The organism is Aestuariivirga sp., assembly GCF_046294715.1.
Lineage (GTDB): Bacteria > Pseudomonadota > Alphaproteobacteria > Rhizobiales > Aestuariivirgaceae > Aestuariivirga.
Genome location: NZ_JBKBKI010000007.1, coordinates 96,320 through 110,858, shown reverse-complemented (window position 1 = coordinate 110,858; position 14,539 = coordinate 96,320). Strand labels below are relative to the sequence as shown.

The following is a 14,539-nucleotide window of genomic DNA, read 5'->3' as shown; positions in this document are numbered from 1 at the left end:
AGACCGCCTGCGGGCGTGGCGATCAACCTCACAGCCATGAGCCGTAGCGTCCGCAGGCGGCATCACCTAGAGCAAGGATGGTGAACTAACCTACAATGGCCCCCAACCGGTTTCACATCGAGCCCCGAGACGTTCCAGCTAAAGGCGCGGCGCTTCGGCTGGGTATGGCGGAAGCCAAGTTTATGCAGGAGCTTCCCCTGTTGATCGCTCGCGGATTTCCGAAGCCGGACGAGACGACGGGTAACTTCGATCTCCATGCCATTGACGCCTGGTGCGACCGCAGACACCCGCAACTCTTCTTGACTGTGGGCCAAGTGGCCATCGATGCTCGATCCGGCGTGGTCGCAGACCGATTAAGGAGGGCTCGCAATGGCACGAGTTAAAATTCCTTACTACGTCGTAAAGCGTGGCCGTGGATATTTCCAGCCGACCAAAGCGATGCGGCAGCAGGGCTTCCAGGCGCGCTGTCTTGGCAAGGATGGCCCCGAAGCATGGACCGAGGCTCAGCGGCTCTATGAAGATTGGCTCCGCCTCCAAAGAGGCGAAAGACCCGTTGCGGAGATAGGCAAAGCCTATCCTCCCGGCTCTGTTGGACACGCTTTTGACCGTTTCCGCCGCATGGATGCTTGGAAGGCCAAGGCCCCCGCAACTCGCAAGAAGGATTGGGAGTGGTCGTGGCAGTTCATCGAACCGATCTTCGGCGACATCGATCCCAATACCATTGAGCCGGAGCAAATCGAGGCATTGCGCCTGCAGGTTCTCGAAACGCGCGGCCATCACACCGCACACCGCATGATGAAGACCTGGCGGGCTCTCTGGAAGGTTATGGCTTCCATGAGGTACTGCGTTAAGGAGGAAGACCCCTCGAAGATCATCCGCAACACCGCGCCCCGTGGACGCTCAGAGACGTTCAAGCCAGGTGAGGTCGCACGCATTGGTAAATTCGCCTGGCGCAAGGGCTATCGCGGCTTGGCCGTTATCGTCTCGGTGATCTGGGACACCCAGTTCTCGCCCGGCGATGCAAGGAAACTGAAGGCAAGCGAACTGCGGAGAGATGCTCGCGGTCTGTTCTTTGAGACGAGTCGAGCGAAGACCGGGCAACCGGTTATCGGCACTCTCTCCCGGAGAACCGAACGCCTGTTCACAGCATACATGGAAAGAATGGGAGCGAGCCCCGTCGGTGATGCCCCGCTCTTCCGCAACAGATCCGGCCAACCGTACTCCGCAGACACGTTGGGAGACGACTTCCGCGATGTGCGCCGCATGGTGCTGCCAGACGATAATCGCCAAATGGTGGATATCCGGCGCACGGGTGCAGTCGAGGCTCTGGCCGGTGAAGCTGACCCCGCGATGATGTCTGCAAAGATGGGCAACAGCATCAACCACAACAGGCAACTTGCCGAGACGTACCTGCCCCGCAAGGCGGTGACTGTCAGGTTAGTTGATGATGCGAGACGACGTGGGCGGACGAAACTCCGCGGGGAGGACTAGGCATGTGGTGGCTTGAACTTTTGGGAACGTTGGCGGCCGCAGCCGCTGCATGGAGCAGTTGGGCTGCTGCGAACTCGGCCCGTCAAGCCGTAGATGAAACAAGAGAGGCGGCCAGATCATCCATATTCGAGCGATTAGTGGTGGAATACCAATCGGCGGAAATGGCTGACGCGCTCAGGTTATTGGCGCGAACGGATTTGTCCAACGTGGAACAGTCCAAGGAAATCGACGACGCTCGGCGCCGGGTGCATTGGTATTTCAAGAAAGTCGCGCTGCTCCGAACAGGTGGTGCGCTGCCAGATCATTACGTGAGGCATCTATTGCTGAATACCCACGGGCTCAAATTGTGGCGAATGATTGCGCTCCCCCTTTCGCAGCGTTGGGACCCAGACCCAACACAGCTGGAGTGGAACCGGACAGTGCAAGCATTACTCGACTGCCTTGATGGATTCCCATCGAACGAAACCCGATCAAAAGTTGGAAAACGTCGGCTACAGGAGTTGGAAAGATGAATTACGGTATTTGCCAAGTCATTGATAAGACTGGCGCGAGTGACGGGGCTCGAACCCGCGACCTTCGGCGTGACAGGCCGACGCTCTAACCAACTGAGCTACACCCGCAATTCAGTGAGCCGCGTGATAGATGAGCCCCTACCCCCTGTCAAGCGAGGCTTCAACGTTTTTTGGCGGTCACCTCGATCTCGATCTTCATCCGCGGATCAATGAGTTGGGCAACGATCGCCGTGGATGCGGGGCGGGTCTCACCGAAATACTTGCGGAACACCGGCCAGCAGGGTTCGAAATCCTCGGCCCGGGGGAAGATGTAGGTGGCACGCACCACGTCCTCCAGGGTGAAGCCGGCCTTTTCGAGGGCAGCCCTGATGTTCCTGAAGGTCTGGTCGGCCTGTTCCGCCACGTCCTCCGAGATGGTCATGGTCTCGTAATTGAAACCGGTGGTGCCGGACACCCACATCCAGTCGCCGTCGACGATGGCGCGCGAGTAGCCGATCTCGGCTTCGAATTTCGATCCGGATGAAATCTGCTTGCGGGTCATGAGCCCTCCTCCTCCTGCTTTTCGGGGGCCATCAGGTCACCCCAGCCCAGCTTCTTCGCCAGTTTGTAAGCTGCGCCGCTCCTCCGGGCAATGTACCGGATTTCGGTGCTGCCGTGCGTGCAGAGCCTGAAGCTGGAGCCCGGCTTGGCGTGCTCCGGCGGGGCCAGGATCCGCGCGCCGCCGGTGGGGTCTCCCTCCCGCGCCAGGATGAGATAGGCGTACCGTTCGTCTTCGAATGGCACGAGCGCGCCCTTGGCGTGAAGGTGCGCCCGGCTCCGCGCCAGCCTTACGCTGAAATGACACCAGTCCTCGCCCGCAATGGGGCAGCCAAGCGCGTGGGGGCATGGTGCCACGGGCACGGCACCCTGCGCCAGCAGCGTGTCCCGAGCGGCACGGATGCGGGCGAACCCGTGTGGGGTTCCGGGTTCGACCAGCACCAGGACGGAACGGCTCGAAGCCCAGAGGCCTTCCGCCGCCGCAGCCGCTCGGGCGAGCGGCAGTTCGGCCAGGGCATAGGCGGCGACCACGAGATCGGCGGCAACGCCCGCCGGCAGGGCGAGGATGGTTCCGGCCACGGCGGCGGCGGAAGCGAGCGGCTCCGGGCCCCCTTTGGCCAATTCCCGCGCCAGGGCCAGGAAACTGGGTGAGTTGTCGAGGAAGGTCACGGCCGAGAGTGAGGGCCAGAGCCCGGCCGCCGCCCAGGAAGCCGTGCCGGGCCCGGAGCCTGCATCGAGCAGGCTCAACGGGTGAAATCCTGGCCGCCGCTTCCGTAACTCTTCAAGCACTCGGGAGACCGCGGCGTATGTGGCAGGAAGCCGCGCCACCAGATAGCTCGCGAGATCGATCGACTGCGAGCCGCCGCCGGCACGATAGGTGGCGGAGAGTGCCGCGCTCGCCTGCCGGCGCCCGCCCGCGCCGCCATGGGCCGCGAGCCATGTCGCAATGGCGGACCCGAATGCTCCGGAAAGGCTCATGTTCGTGAAAGGAAGTTCATTTGCCCACATTGCCCAGGCGGGCCTATCTGACGTAAGCCTCATTTAGACCCGCACTGCCGCAAGCGAAAGCTCAGAGATGTTCGTCTCCTTCTTCCCCTCGCCCCGCCCGTTCTTCACGTCCGCCGCCCTGTGGACCCTCTTCGTCGTCCTCTTCTGGTTCCTCGCAGCGAAGGATTTGGGTTATCTCGTGTGGCTCGAAAATCCGCCCGCAGACGCGCCGCCCGTCATCGGCATCTCGGTGTTCTGGACCAAGCCCTTCCTGTGGTTCTATCTCTACTACGCGCTGTCGGTCGGCATTTTCGCCGGGGTCTGGCGGGTGCTATCGCCGCAGCCATGGTTTGCCTGGTCCGTGCTGGGCTCGGCGCTGATCGTTTTCGTCGTCTATTTCCAGGTCCAGGTGAGCGTCGCCATCAATGGCTGGTATGGGCCTTTCTGGGATCTCGTGCAGGCCGCCGTCTCCAAGGCGAGGCCGGTGACGCTCTCCGAATTCTACGTCCAGATCCTCACCTTCTTCTCGATCGCGTCGGTTGCCGTGACCGTGATCGCGCTCAACAACTTCTTCGTCAGCCACTATCTCTTCCGCTGGCGCACGGCGATGAATGATTTCTACACCGCCAACTGGCCGCGGTTGCGCCACATCGAGGGCGCCTCGCAGCGCGTGCAGGAGGATTCCAAGCGCTTCGCCGCACTCTCCGAGACCCTGGGCGTCAACTTCATCGACGCGGTGATGACGCTGATCGCCTTCCTGCCGTTGCTCCACCGGCTCTCCGCCAATGTTTCCGAAGTGCCGGTTCTCGGCGCCATTCCATATCCGCTGGTCACGGCCGCCCTGCTATGGTCTGTGTTCGGCACGGCGTTGGTGGCACTGGTCGGCGTGAGACTTCCGGGGCTCGAGTTCCGCAACCAGCGCGTGGAGGCTGCCTACCGCAAGGAGCTGGTCTATGGGGAGGACGATGCGAACCGCGCCCAGCCGCCGGCGCTCAGCGAGCTCTTCCATGCGGTGCGGGTCAACTACTTCCGTCTCTACTTCAACTATCTCTATTTCAACGTCGGCCGCTATCTCTACATCCAGACCGACAATATCTTTCCCTTCATCGTGCTGGCGCCTACCATCGTGGCAGGCAAGATCACTCTGGGGCCACTGAACCAGATCCTTTCCGCCTTCGGGCAGGTGCGCGATTCATTGCAGTTCCTGCTCAAGTCGTGGCCCACGATGATCGAGCTCATGTCGGTCTACAAGCGCCTTCGGGCCTTCGAGGCGACGCTCGTGGGCGGCAGCCTGCCGGAACTCGATCAGCAATTCCTGAAGAACAGACAGCTGGCGTGAAGAAAGCCGTCGTGACGAGACCCGTCCTCCACCACATCCCCGTCTGCCCTTTTTCGCAGCGGGTGGAGATCCTGCTCGAACTCAAGGGCCGCCGCGACGCAGTGGAGTTCTCGGTGGTCGACGTCACCCGGCCCCGTGACCCGGCGCTCCTCGCGAAGACGCGCGGCGCCACGGCACTTCCCATCCTCGATTTGGCGGACGGCCGCATCCTCAAGGAAAGCCTCGTGCTGCTCCGCTATTTCGAGGACCTGTTCCCGACGCCCATGGTGGCGCGCGCAGACCCCTATGAGCGAGCCGTCGAGAACATGCTGATCGCGCTCGAAGGTGATTTCGTGGCCGCCGGTTACCGCTTCGTGATGAGCCAGGACAAGGGGAGGCGGGAGGCGCTGGCCGAGGCCATGACGGCGCAGTATCAAAAACTCGACGACTTTCTATCCTGGCAGGCCCCCGGGAGCGAGTATCTGTTTGACCGCTTCGGGCTCGCAGAGTGTGTATACGCACCGATCTTCGTGCGCTTCTGGTTCCTCGACTATTACGAAGGCTACGACATTCCCGAGGACTTCGCCCGCGTCCGGCGCTGGCGCGATGCCTGCCTCGCCCACCCCGCCGCACAGCAGGTGAGCTACGAGGAGGTCGTGAAGAGCTATTATGATTATGCTTGGGGCGCCGGGAACGGCGACCTGCTTCCCGGGCGGGCGCGTTCGAGCTTTGCCTTCCTTCCACACTGGCGCGAGCGTCCGTGGCCGCCGCGCGGGAAGGAGAAAGCGGCCGGCGATGCAGAGCTTGGTCTTGTCCAGCCCTGCGCGGGGGCTCAAATCGGCAGGTGACGCCGCGACGGCAACTTGGTATCCTGTTCGCCGTATCCGACGAGAGAACCTGATGACGCCGCTGAAGATCACCCTGTCCGCCGCAGCGCTGCTGCTTGCCTTCTCTTTCCCCGCCACCGCCGATGAGATGCCGGACGAGCAATACGTGCTCGATCTCGGGGTCGGAGTCATGGCGAAACCCCGCTATCCCGGGTCTGACGAGGTGATCGCAGTGCCCTTCCCCATCATCTCGGTCGGCAGGTTCTTTGTTCCCGGCATCGGGCAGGTGATAGACGGGGATGAAAGGGTGAAGCGCTTCAGCCTCTATCCCTCCTTCAATTTCAACGGCAGACGGGACTCCTCCGATTCGAACGAACTCGAGGGTCTGGACGATGTCGATTGGGCGCTGGAAGTGGGACTGGGAGCGGCCTACCGGCACGATTGGATCCGCGGCTTCATCGAGGTGCGCCAAGGGTTCAACGGCTACTCCGGTCAGGTTGCGGATTTCGGCCTCGACTTCATCGCCAATCCAACGGAAGACCTGCAGCTGATGGCCGGTCCGCGCGCCGGCTGGGGCTCCGACGACTATATGGACACCTATTTCGGCATTTCTGGAAAGGAAGCGGCCGACAGTCCTGTCTATGACAAGAGCTATGACGCCGGCGCCGGCTTCCACAGCGTGGGTCTCGCCGCAACAGCAAGCTATGACCTAACGGAAGAATTCACCTTCCACCTCCGTGGCGGATGGGACCGCCTCATCGGCGAGGCAGCCGACAGTCCGATCGTCAAAGAGGGCAGCGCCAACCAGTTCTATGGCGGCGCAGGCCTCAGCTACGAGTTCGGCTTCAGCCTGGACTGATCGAGCGCTTCGGCCCAGGCCAATTCCTTCTTAAGATAGGCGATCAGGCCTTCGAGCCGGTCCACATCCTCCGTCGCCGCATGCTCGAAGGCGGCGTCGGTCGCGTCGAAAGCCCTGGTAAGCGTCGTCCAGGGCACGTTGTCCTTCGATTCCAGGAGGCGTGCGGCTGTCTCTGATTCGAATCGCATCCGCGTCGACTCCTGCAGCAGATCCGGGCGTTCATCGAATATCAGGCGCAAGGCACGCGCCCTGAGTCCCGGTTCAGCAAAAGCTTTCGCCATGCTGGCGCGGTCCGGCCATGTTGCGGCATGAAAGGAAATCGGCGCGTAAGTGTCGTCGGGGATTTCCCTATTCCTCGCCGTCTCGGCATATGCGGCGATCAGCCTGGAGCGATAGCCTGCATCCGCGGCCAGCAGCGCAGCGCGACGGTCCAATTCCTCATCATCGAACCGGGGAATTCCTGGCAGGCCAGCGGCGCGCTCCCGCGGCAGGATGAACGGGCACTCCGCCACCCTGATGGGGCGGATCGGTTTTGGATTTCGTGAAACCCAGCGGCGAAGTGCCTCTCCCGAAAGTGCCCTCCCCTTCTCCGGGTCCCGTTCCAGGTCGAAACCCACCACTTCCACCAATCCATCAGTTCCGTTCCCCAGCGCCGTGACCAGCCAGTGATGCGGGCGGTTGTGATGGAACTCGGTGTAAAGGCGCACCGGATGGGAGGAAGCAAAGCCGGCCGCTGCGTCGGCCCGGCCCATCTCCACCATATGGTCCCACAGCCACGGCACGCTCGACCTGATAAGGCGAGCCAGCGCGAGTGTGGTACGAACATCGCCCAGCGCGTCGTGAGCGTTAGGATGGGCGATGCCATTGGCGCGGGCCAGTTCGGAGAGGCGGAAGCTCGGTGCGCCGTCGTGCCGCCGGGTGAAGGCAATCGCACCCGGGGCGAAGGTTTCGACGGCGAGAGCGAGGCGCTGCACGTCGAGCCTGGCATTGCCTGGGGCAGTGGTGAGGCGGGGCGGAAGCAGGCTGGCACGGAGAGAGTGGGCGAGCAGTTCCTCGTCGAATTCGAGGCTGCTGTAGCCCGTGAAAATGGCAGGTTGCCAGGCGCTGAAGCGCCTATGCAGGTCATGCACCATCTCGTCGTGCGAAGGCAGGGCGGGATCGGTCACCGCCTGCACCGAGAGGCCGGTGAGAAGCAGCGCCATTGGCGTGGGAAGCTGGTGCGGCTTCAGGCGGGAACGGAGGGAAAAGCATTCGCGCTCCTCGAGGTCCCCATCGGCCAGCACCGCTGCCACGTGCAGCATCTGGTCGTGGCGCGGCTCCGGGCCTGTCGCCTCCGCATCGTAGAAGACGAAGTTCATGGCACTGAAGTCTAGCTCAGGAGGCGAACGGAACAGAAGTGCCTGGGCGCAGTTCCCGCAAAGATCGCCCGGAGGTGCCCATGCCCGAGACCCGCACGGAACAGACCTACTGGAGCTCCACTGCCGCAGCGGAAGAATTCCCCCGCCTCGCCGGTGAGATCCGTGTGGATGTCGCCATCATCGGCGGCGGCATCGTCGGCGTCACCACGGCGCGGCGGCTGAAGGATCTCGGACTTACCGCCGCGGTGGTCGAGGCGCGACGCATCGGCCAGCAGGTGACTGGGCGATCCACCGCCAAGATCACCTCCCAGCACAGCCTGATCTACGCCAACCTCGAGAAATCCTTCGGCACCCTTCGCGCCAGGCTCTATGCGGAAGCACAGGAGGCTGGCCTCGCAGAAATCCTGCGGCTGGCCACAGAGCATGGCATCTCCTGTGACATCGAAAGGAAGGCCGCCTTCACCTTCACCTGTCTCGAAAAGCACGTGTCGGAGATCGAACGCGAGGCCGAGGTGGCGCGACGCCTAAGGCTCCCCGCGAGCGTGGTTCGCGGAGAAAACCTGCCGTTCGGCGCGGTCGCCGCGCTGCGGTTCGACGAACAGGCGCAGTTCCACCCCGTGAAGTACGTGGCAGGTCTGGCGCGCACGATCCCAGGCGCCGGATGCCACGTGTTCGAGAACAGCCGCGCCATCCGCTGGGAGCCGACCCGGGTCGAAACTGAGCATGGTGCGGTGACGGCCCGGCATGTGGTCATGGCCACCCACCTGCCGCTGGGCGAGGTGGGCGGCTATTTCGCCGAAGCCTATCCGCAAGCCGAGCCCGTCATCGCTGGTCCCATCATCCGCGTGCCGGACGGCATGCATGTCAGCGTCGAGGACCCCGGCCGCTCGATCCGCACCCATGTTGCGGAAGATGGAACTGTTTACGGCATTGCCGCGGGCACTGCATACAAGCCCGGCGAAACGGACGACGAGCGCCGCCATTTCGCGGAGCTGGAACACTGGTTCAGCCGCGAATTTGCCGCAGGACCCATCACACACCGCTGGGTGAACGAAGATTACAACCCCATGGACGGCGCGCCCTTTGTCGGCTGGTCGAGTTCGCGAGACAAGGCATACCTGGTAGCCACCGGATTCATGGCCTGGGGCATCACCAACGGCACGGCGGCCGGCCTTCTCCTTGCCGACCTTGCGGCCGGGCGCGAGAATCCCTGGACCGAAATCTTCGACGCAACGCGGGTTCGGCCGATGGCCAGTGCCCGGAATTTCGTTAAAGAGAACCTCCAGGTGGCCGGCCATCTTGTGAGCGGCTATCTGGCTCGCCGGCCGAAGTCCTTCGATGAACTCTCGCCGGGCGAGGCGGCCATTCTCGACATCGGCGGCAAACGGATAGCTGCCTACCGCGACGACCTCGGTTCGCTGCACGCCGTTTCCGGCGTGTGCAGCCACATGGGCTGCATTCTCGGCTGGAACGAGACCGACCGCACATGGGACTGCCCGTGCCATGGCTCCCGCTTCGGCATCGACGGCGAAGTGATCCACGGCCCAGCCGTAACCCCCCTGAAGCGCGAAATCGAGGGTTAGGAGCGCCGACCCGTTACGCATCTCTCGGGCTCCGGACGCGTGATAGAAATGCTCGCTCTTAGGGGCAATCCTTCGTCGGCTTCACTTCTTCCGGCGCCGAAGGTGCACGGGTTACCGGTTCCCTGGTCTTGTCCTGTTCCTCCGGCGGCGGGCCCGCCACGGCAGCGCCGCCCATGTAAGAGGGAGGGTCACTGGCGGGAAACGAGTATTCCGAGGCGGCGTCGATGAGATCGTCTTCCGGCGCCTGCGGCGATGCTTCGCGTTGAGCATGGCCGCTCAAGTCATGGATGACAGCTTGAAGGAGGGCCCGCACCTCGTGCGCTATCCCCGTCAGAGAGGGATTGTCGATAGCCTGCATGGACGCAACCGGATCAATCGCCGCCACCTCCACCCTGCCGTCGCCTGTCTCGCGGAGGATGACGTTGCAAGGCAGCATCGTCCCAATCCTCGGCTCCGCCTCGAGGGCCTTGCGGGCCAGTTGCGGGTTGCAAGCGCCAAAGATTTTGTACGGTGGAGTTTCCACGCCCAGCTTGCCGCGCAACGTGTCCTGTACGTCGATCGAGGTCAGCACGCCAAATCCCCGATTACTCAAGGCGGACAAGACAGTCTTCTCCGCTTGATTGAACGACATCCTGAACTCCGTGGCAAAGTAGTATTCTTTCATTGCGCCCATCCGCTTCCACAAGATTCAGTCGCCTCCGGAACGCGCCAGCAGCACCGATGTTCAATTCAACGATTTCAACGAGAGCGAGCGCAGTTTCGCACTGCGAGTGGCCGGTTGTCGCCCTCTGTTGGCGACTGCTCGATGCCGCTTGCGTTTTCCTGTTCTGCACTGCCTGCATTTGTGCCCTCGCTGAAAGCGGCGTACACTGATAATTTGGAGATCACTGTTGAGAGGAGATCGCCATGTCGGCACAGATTGTGCAAACCCGCCTCTTCGACGAAGTCCACGGTTACTGGAACGGTGAAGGACCGCTTTGGAAGCTCTTCTGGGTTTACGGAGTGTTGTTCAGCACGTTCGGGGGGTTCGTTCTAATGGCAGGCGTAATGCAAAGGCTCCTGCCGGCCCCGGTTTTGCTTGTGCTCTTGGGTGCCGCTCTGTTCTACACGGCCTTCATCCTGCTCAGCATCTGGCGCAGCGCCTTCAACATCTACAGCGATCCACTGGGAATAGAACGGGAAGCCTGGGGATGGCTTGCACGCGTGCTGACGTTCGGATGGGCGATAAATGCTGCTGCGGCTTCGCTGATGCTGCTGCAATACACGCTCAACTACTGACTTGCCGTTTGGTGGGCGATGAGAGACTCGAACTCCCGACATCTTCGGTGTAAACGAAGCGCTCTACCAGCTGAGCTAATCGCCCTCTCGCCAGTGCATTAGCGCTGGGGGCGCGGACAATCAAGCCAACAAAAGACCCCGTGCGGGTTCTGAGGGCGCACGGGGCTGATGTGATTTGAGTCGTTCCAGAAGCTAGCTCTTCCCGATCACCGTCTCCTGTTGCCATTGTCCCGCAGGCTACGCATTACACGGGACATGTGGCGGTGATTCGTGTTTGTTTTCAAGCCAGTCACTTGGCTCACTGGAGCATCTGGCGGCAGAGTTTCACAAGCCCCACCTCATATTTTGCGGGCTGTCCCAGGATGCTGCGGCAGGTGAGGCGCATTTCGCGGGCACCTTCGCCACGCGTGCTGGCGAGGCTCAGATTGCCCGGCCTGCTAGGTGGCTCCACATCGCCACGGGGGGGTGCCGGGCTCGCCGACAGGGTGGTGCCGCCGCAGCTGCCTCCGACCGCCACACACACACGCGCCAACTCCTTTCCGGAAAGTAGGCGTAGCCGTGCCTCGATCAGCTTCATCTGCGTGCCCCGGGATTTGCCATTGCAGCTCTTCGCCCCGACGGATGCACAGAGCTCCAGAAGCCGCTTGGGTCCGAGAAGGCGCGCACGCGCGTCGATGATTCTGGCAATTCTTGCCTTGGCCGTGAAGCTGCTCGTTGTGTCTCCGATCCGAGCTTTCACCGTCGTGCGATTTCCGAGATTGGCGTCGACGTCGGTGGAAAGTTTCCCGCTGCCGACGTTCACCTTTGCACCGACGTCAGCGCTCACTCCGCCGACTTTGGCCGTGACGCCCGAGACGAGTTGCCCCGCCTGCGCGTCGGCGGGCAATCCGGCGCCAATCAGGGAGAGCAGCGCTGCGGATGCTAAAACCTGGAAGAGAGAGGGAATTCGCATTCGAACCTCCTTTTACAACCGGCGGTCACGAAGCGATCCCGTGAACCGCCCGGAGGCGTGAACGTGAAAGGCTGAAGTTCCGTTCCCAAGCGGCAGCAAGGCCGCGGAGACTGGTTAATAGTGGAAATGCCGCTGCCTGAAGCAAAGAAGGCCGCCCCTGAAGGGCGGCCTCTTGTTCGTGTCTCGGGGAGGTTTCAGTGGGCCCGAGCTGTGCTCTCGCCGGACTTCTCGGCCGCGGCGCGGGCGGCGGCGGCTGCCTCTTCAGCCTCCTCGTCCCAGACGATGGGCTCAGGCATGCGCACCAGCGCGTGCTTCAGCACCTCATCCATGCGCGAGACAGGGATGATCTCGAGACCCGCTTTGACGTTCTCCGGAATCTCGGCGAGGTCCTTGACGTTCTCCTCCGGGATCATCACCTTCTTGATCCCGGCGCGGAGGGCAGCGAGCAGCTTTTCCTTCAGCCCACCGATCGGCAGCACGCGGCCGCGGAGCGTGATCTCGCCCGTCATCGCAACGTCCTTCCTCACGGGAATGCCCGTCATCACCGAAACGATGGCGGTCACCATGGCGATGCCGGCAGACGGACCATCCTTCGGCGTGGCACCTTCCGGCACGTGCACGTGAATGTCACGCTTGTCGAAGACCGGCGGCTTGACGCCGATCGACGCGGCGCGCGAGCGCACGTAGGACGAGGCTGCCGAGATCGACTCCTTCATCACGTCGCGCAGGTTGCCGGTAACGGTCATCTTGCCCTTGCCCGGCATCATCAACGCTTCGATCGTCAGGATGTCGCCGCCGACCTCCGTCCAAGCGAGGCCCGTAACGACCCCGATCTGGTCCTCCCGCTCGGCCTCGCCGAAGCGGAACTTCGGCACGCCGAGATACTGGTGGACCACCTCCGGCGTCACCGTGATCTTCTTCTTGGTCTTGACGCTCATGAGTTCCTTCACCGCCTTGCGGGCCAGTGAATTGATCTCGCGCTCGAGGTTGCGCACGCCCGCCTCGCGGGTGTAGCGGCGGATGACCTCATAGAGGGCGTCCTGCGTCACCTCGAATTCCTTCGCCTGCAGGCCGTGGTGCTCCATGGCCTTGGGAATCAGGTGGCGCTTGGTGATCTCGAGCTTCTCTTCCTCGGTGTAGCCCGCGATCCGGATGATCTCCATTCGGTCCAGCAATGCCGGCGGAATGTTGAGCGTGTTCGACGTCGTCACGAACATCACGTTCGAGAGATCGTATTCGACCTCGAGATAGTGGTCCATGAAGGTCGAGTTCTGCTCGGGGTCGAGCACCTCGAGAAGCGCCGCCGAAGGATCGCCGCGGAAGTCCATGCCCATCTTGTCGATCTCGTCGAGCAGGAAGAGCGGGTTCGACTTCTTCGCCTTCTTCATCGACTGGATGACCTTGCCGGGCATCGAGCCTATGTAGGTGCGGCGGTGGCCGCGGATCTCGGCCTCGTCACGAACGCCGCCAAGCGACATGCGGATGAACTCGCGTCCCGTGGCCTTGGCGATCGACTTCCCGAGAGACGTCTTGCCGACGCCGGGAGGGCCGACGAGGCAAAGGATCGGGCCCCGCAGCTTGTTGGTGCGGCTCTGCACTGCGAGATATTCGAGGATGCGCTCCTTCACCTTGTCGAGGCCGAAGTGATCGGCGTCGAGGACATCCTCGGCGAACTTGAGGTCGTGCTTGACCTTGCTCTTCTGGCCCCACGGAATGCCGAGCAGCCAGTCGAGATAGTTGCGCACGACGGTGGCTTCCGCCGACATCGGGCTCATCTGACGGAGCTTCTTGATCTCGGCCTCCGCGCGCTCCTTCGCTTCCTTGGAAAGCTTCGTCTTTTTGATGCGCTGCTCGAGCTCGTCGACCTCGTTCTTCTCGTCGCCGTCGCCGAGCTCCTTCTGGATGGCCTTCATCTGCTCATTCAGATAGTACTCGCGCTGGGTCTTCTCCATCTGGCGCTTGACGCGCGAGCGGATGCGCTTCTCGACCTGGAGCACCGAGATCTCGCCCTCCATCAGGGCATAGACCTTCTCCAGCCGCTGGGGCACGGAGGTCATCTCGAGAAGCTCCTGCTTCTCGGGAATCTTGATGGCGAGGTGGGCGGCGATGGTATCCGCGAGCTTCGAATGATCGGTGATCTGCGCCACGGACGCGAGGACCTCCTGCGGCACCTTCTTGTTCAGCTTCACGTAGCTGTCGAACTGGGTGACAGCGGTGCGGGCAAGCGCTTCGGTTTCGGCGGCGGTACCGAAATCGGACGGCAGCACCTCGACCTCGGCCTCGAAGAAGTCCGTGCGCGAGGAGAAGCCGTGCACGCGGGCCCGGTCGGAGCCTTCGACGAGCACCTTCACCGTGCCGTCGGGCAACTTCAGAAGCTGCAGCACCTGCGCCAGCGTTCCGACCTCGTAGACGGCGTCGGATGCCGGATCGTCGTCGGCGGGGTTCTTCTGCGCCACGAGCAGGATGCGCTTGTCTTCGCGCATCACCTCTTCCAGCGCCTTGATCGACTTCTCGCGCCCCACGAAGAGCGGAACGATCATGTGCGGAAAGACGACGATGTCGCGGAGCGGCAGGACGGGGATGGTTTCCAGGCTGCCGGCGGGAGGGGCGATTTTGCTCATTCTACTTCCTTTCGTGGGCCGCCTGCGAGTCTGGCGCAGAAATGCCGCCAAACGAGGGCGCCCGGTTTGACCTTTCGGCCGCAGTCGCGTGAATCAGGTGCATCTTACGCACAAAACCCCCTGGAAAGCAGCCTCAGCCTCGAGCCCAGATGTGGAGTTCCGGTTCACGAATTTCAATGTACCCCCGGAGACGGCGATGGCCGGGTCACGGACCCG

Annotated in this window: 13 protein-coding genes and 2 tRNA genes; 7 read left to right on the top strand and 8 right to left on the bottom strand. The window is 62.6% G+C overall.

Annotated elements, in window-relative coordinates:
- The first annotated feature begins 369 nt into the window (after positions 1–369).
- Positions 370–1,491, top strand: a complete 1,122-nt coding sequence (locus ACK4HL_RS07310; RefSeq protein ID WP_409757926.1) for a hypothetical protein — start codon at positions 370–372, stop codon at positions 1,489–1,491.
- Between the two features lie 2 nt (positions 1,492–1,493).
- On the top strand, positions 1,494–2,003 hold the full coding sequence (locus ACK4HL_RS07305; protein ID WP_409757924.1) for a hypothetical protein: 510 nt from the start codon (positions 1,494–1,496) through the stop codon (positions 2,001–2,003).
- Positions 2,004–2,034: 31 nt separating this feature from the next.
- Here ACK4HL_RS07305 and ACK4HL_RS07300 read toward each other — a convergent pair.
- From ACK4HL_RS07300 to ACK4HL_RS07290, 3 genes are all read right to left on the bottom strand, one after another.
- Positions 2,035–2,111: transfer RNA gene (locus tag ACK4HL_RS07300), tRNA-Asp, on the bottom strand.
- 52 nt (positions 2,112–2,163) lie between these two features.
- Positions 2,164–2,544, bottom strand: coding sequence for a RidA family protein (locus ACK4HL_RS07295; RefSeq protein WP_409757921.1), 381 nt, complete (start codon positions 2,542–2,544; stop codon positions 2,164–2,166).
- Positions 2,541–3,518, bottom strand: coding sequence for a small ribosomal subunit Rsm22 family protein (locus ACK4HL_RS07290; RefSeq protein WP_409757918.1), 978 nt, complete (start codon positions 3,516–3,518; stop codon positions 2,541–2,543). Before ACK4HL_RS07290 ends, ACK4HL_RS07295 begins: the two co-directional genes overlap by 4 nt.
- 97 nt (positions 3,519–3,615) lie before the next feature.
- Between ACK4HL_RS07290 and sbmA the strand changes: the two genes are divergently transcribed.
- The 3 genes from sbmA to ACK4HL_RS07275 are packed head-to-tail and all read left to right on the top strand — an operon-like array spanning position 3,616 to position 6,531.
- Complete coding sequence (sbmA, locus tag ACK4HL_RS07285; protein WP_409757915.1) at positions 3,616–4,866, top strand: peptide antibiotic transporter SbmA; 1,251 nt, start codon at positions 3,616–3,618, stop codon at positions 4,864–4,866.
- 11 nt (positions 4,867–4,877) lie between these two features.
- A complete protein-coding gene (locus ACK4HL_RS07280) occupies positions 4,878–5,693 on the top strand; it encodes a glutathione S-transferase family protein (RefSeq protein ID WP_409757912.1) in 816 nt (271 codons plus the stop codon).
- Positions 5,694–5,745: 52 nt separating this feature from the next.
- Positions 5,746–6,531, top strand: coding sequence for a MipA/OmpV family protein (locus ACK4HL_RS07275; protein ID WP_409757909.1), 786 nt, complete (start codon positions 5,746–5,748; stop codon positions 6,529–6,531).
- Here ACK4HL_RS07275 and ACK4HL_RS07270 read toward each other — a convergent pair.
- Positions 6,504–7,889, bottom strand: coding sequence for an exonuclease domain-containing protein (locus tag ACK4HL_RS07270; protein ID WP_409757906.1), 1,386 nt, complete (start codon positions 7,887–7,889; stop codon positions 6,504–6,506). The two genes, ACK4HL_RS07275 and ACK4HL_RS07270, sit on opposite strands and share 28 nt — an antisense overlap.
- 80 nt (positions 7,890–7,969) lie before the next feature.
- Here ACK4HL_RS07270 and ACK4HL_RS07265 point away from each other — a divergent pair, with 80 nt between their 5' ends.
- The gene (locus ACK4HL_RS07265; RefSeq protein ID WP_409757903.1) at positions 7,970–9,472 is read left to right on the top strand and encodes an FAD-dependent oxidoreductase; all 1,503 of its coding nucleotides are present in this window, start codon (positions 7,970–7,972) and stop codon (positions 9,470–9,472) included.
- A gap of 58 nt (positions 9,473–9,530) precedes the next feature.
- Here ACK4HL_RS07265 and ACK4HL_RS07260 read toward each other — a convergent pair whose 3' ends face one another.
- Positions 9,531–10,136: a DUF302 domain-containing protein gene (locus ACK4HL_RS07260; RefSeq protein WP_409757900.1), complete on the bottom strand. Its 606-nt coding sequence runs from the start codon at positions 10,134–10,136 to the stop codon at positions 9,531–9,533.
- 242 nt (positions 10,137–10,378) lie between these two features.
- Between ACK4HL_RS07260 and ACK4HL_RS07255 the strand changes: the two genes are divergently transcribed.
- Complete coding sequence (locus ACK4HL_RS07255; protein WP_409757897.1) at positions 10,379–10,750, top strand: hypothetical protein; 372 nt, start codon at positions 10,379–10,381, stop codon at positions 10,748–10,750.
- Between the two features lie 9 nt (positions 10,751–10,759).
- Here the strand turns inward: ACK4HL_RS07255 and ACK4HL_RS07250 are convergent.
- The 3 genes from ACK4HL_RS07250 to lon all read right to left on the bottom strand — a co-directional run bounded on the left by ACK4HL_RS07250 (position 10,760) and on the right by lon (position 14,323).
- Positions 10,760–10,835, bottom strand: a tRNA-Val gene (locus ACK4HL_RS07250).
- A 213-nt stretch (positions 10,836–11,048) separates the two neighbouring features.
- On the bottom strand, positions 11,049–11,702 hold the full coding sequence (locus ACK4HL_RS07245) for a hypothetical protein (protein ID WP_409757894.1): 654 nt from the start codon (positions 11,700–11,702) through the stop codon (positions 11,049–11,051).
- A 194-nt stretch (positions 11,703–11,896) separates the two neighbouring features.
- The gene (gene lon / locus ACK4HL_RS07240) at positions 11,897–14,323 is read right to left on the bottom strand and encodes an endopeptidase La (protein ID WP_409757890.1); all 2,427 of its coding nucleotides are present in this window, start codon (positions 14,321–14,323) and stop codon (positions 11,897–11,899) included.
- Between the last annotated feature and the right edge of the window lie 216 nt (positions 14,324–14,539).

What these genes read in the sequence shown, in the direction of transcription:
- sbmA (WP_409757915.1), top strand. Translation starts at nt 3,616, where the DNA reads ATGTTCGTCTCCTTCTTCCCCTCGCCCCGCCCGTTCTTCACGTCCGCC.
- ACK4HL_RS07255 (WP_409757897.1), top strand. Translation starts at nt 10,379, where the DNA reads ATGTCGGCACAGATTGTGCAAACCCGCCTCTTCGACGAAGTCCACGGT.
- ACK4HL_RS07275 (WP_409757909.1), top strand. Translation starts at nt 5,746, where the DNA reads ATGACGCCGCTGAAGATCACCCTGTCCGCCGCAGCGCTGCTGCTTGCC.
- ACK4HL_RS07265 (WP_409757903.1), top strand. Translation starts at nt 7,970, where the DNA reads ATGCCCGAGACCCGCACGGAACAGACCTACTGGAGCTCCACTGCCGCA.
- ACK4HL_RS07290 (WP_409757918.1), bottom strand. Translation starts at nt 3,518, where the DNA reads ATGAGCCTTTCCGGAGCATTCGGGTCCGCCATTGCGACATGGCTCGCG.
- ACK4HL_RS07295 (WP_409757921.1), bottom strand. Translation starts at nt 2,544, where the DNA reads ATGACCCGCAAGCAGATTTCATCCGGATCGAAATTCGAAGCCGAGATC.
- lon (WP_409757890.1), bottom strand. Translation starts at nt 14,323, where the DNA reads ATGAGCAAAATCGCCCCTCCCGCCGGCAGCCTGGAAACCATCCCCGTC.
- ACK4HL_RS07245 (WP_409757894.1), bottom strand. Translation starts at nt 11,702, where the DNA reads ATGCGAATTCCCTCTCTCTTCCAGGTTTTAGCATCCGCAGCGCTGCTC.
- ACK4HL_RS07310 (WP_409757926.1), top strand. Translation starts at nt 370, where the DNA reads ATGGCACGAGTTAAAATTCCTTACTACGTCGTAAAGCGTGGCCGTGGA.
- ACK4HL_RS07270 (WP_409757906.1), bottom strand. Translation starts at nt 7,889, where the DNA reads ATGAACTTCGTCTTCTACGATGCGGAGGCGACAGGCCCGGAGCCGCGC.
- ACK4HL_RS07260 (WP_409757900.1), bottom strand. Translation starts at nt 10,136, where the DNA reads ATGAAAGAATACTACTTTGCCACGGAGTTCAGGATGTCGTTCAATCAA.
- ACK4HL_RS07305 (WP_409757924.1), top strand. Translation starts at nt 1,494, where the DNA reads ATGTGGTGGCTTGAACTTTTGGGAACGTTGGCGGCCGCAGCCGCTGCA.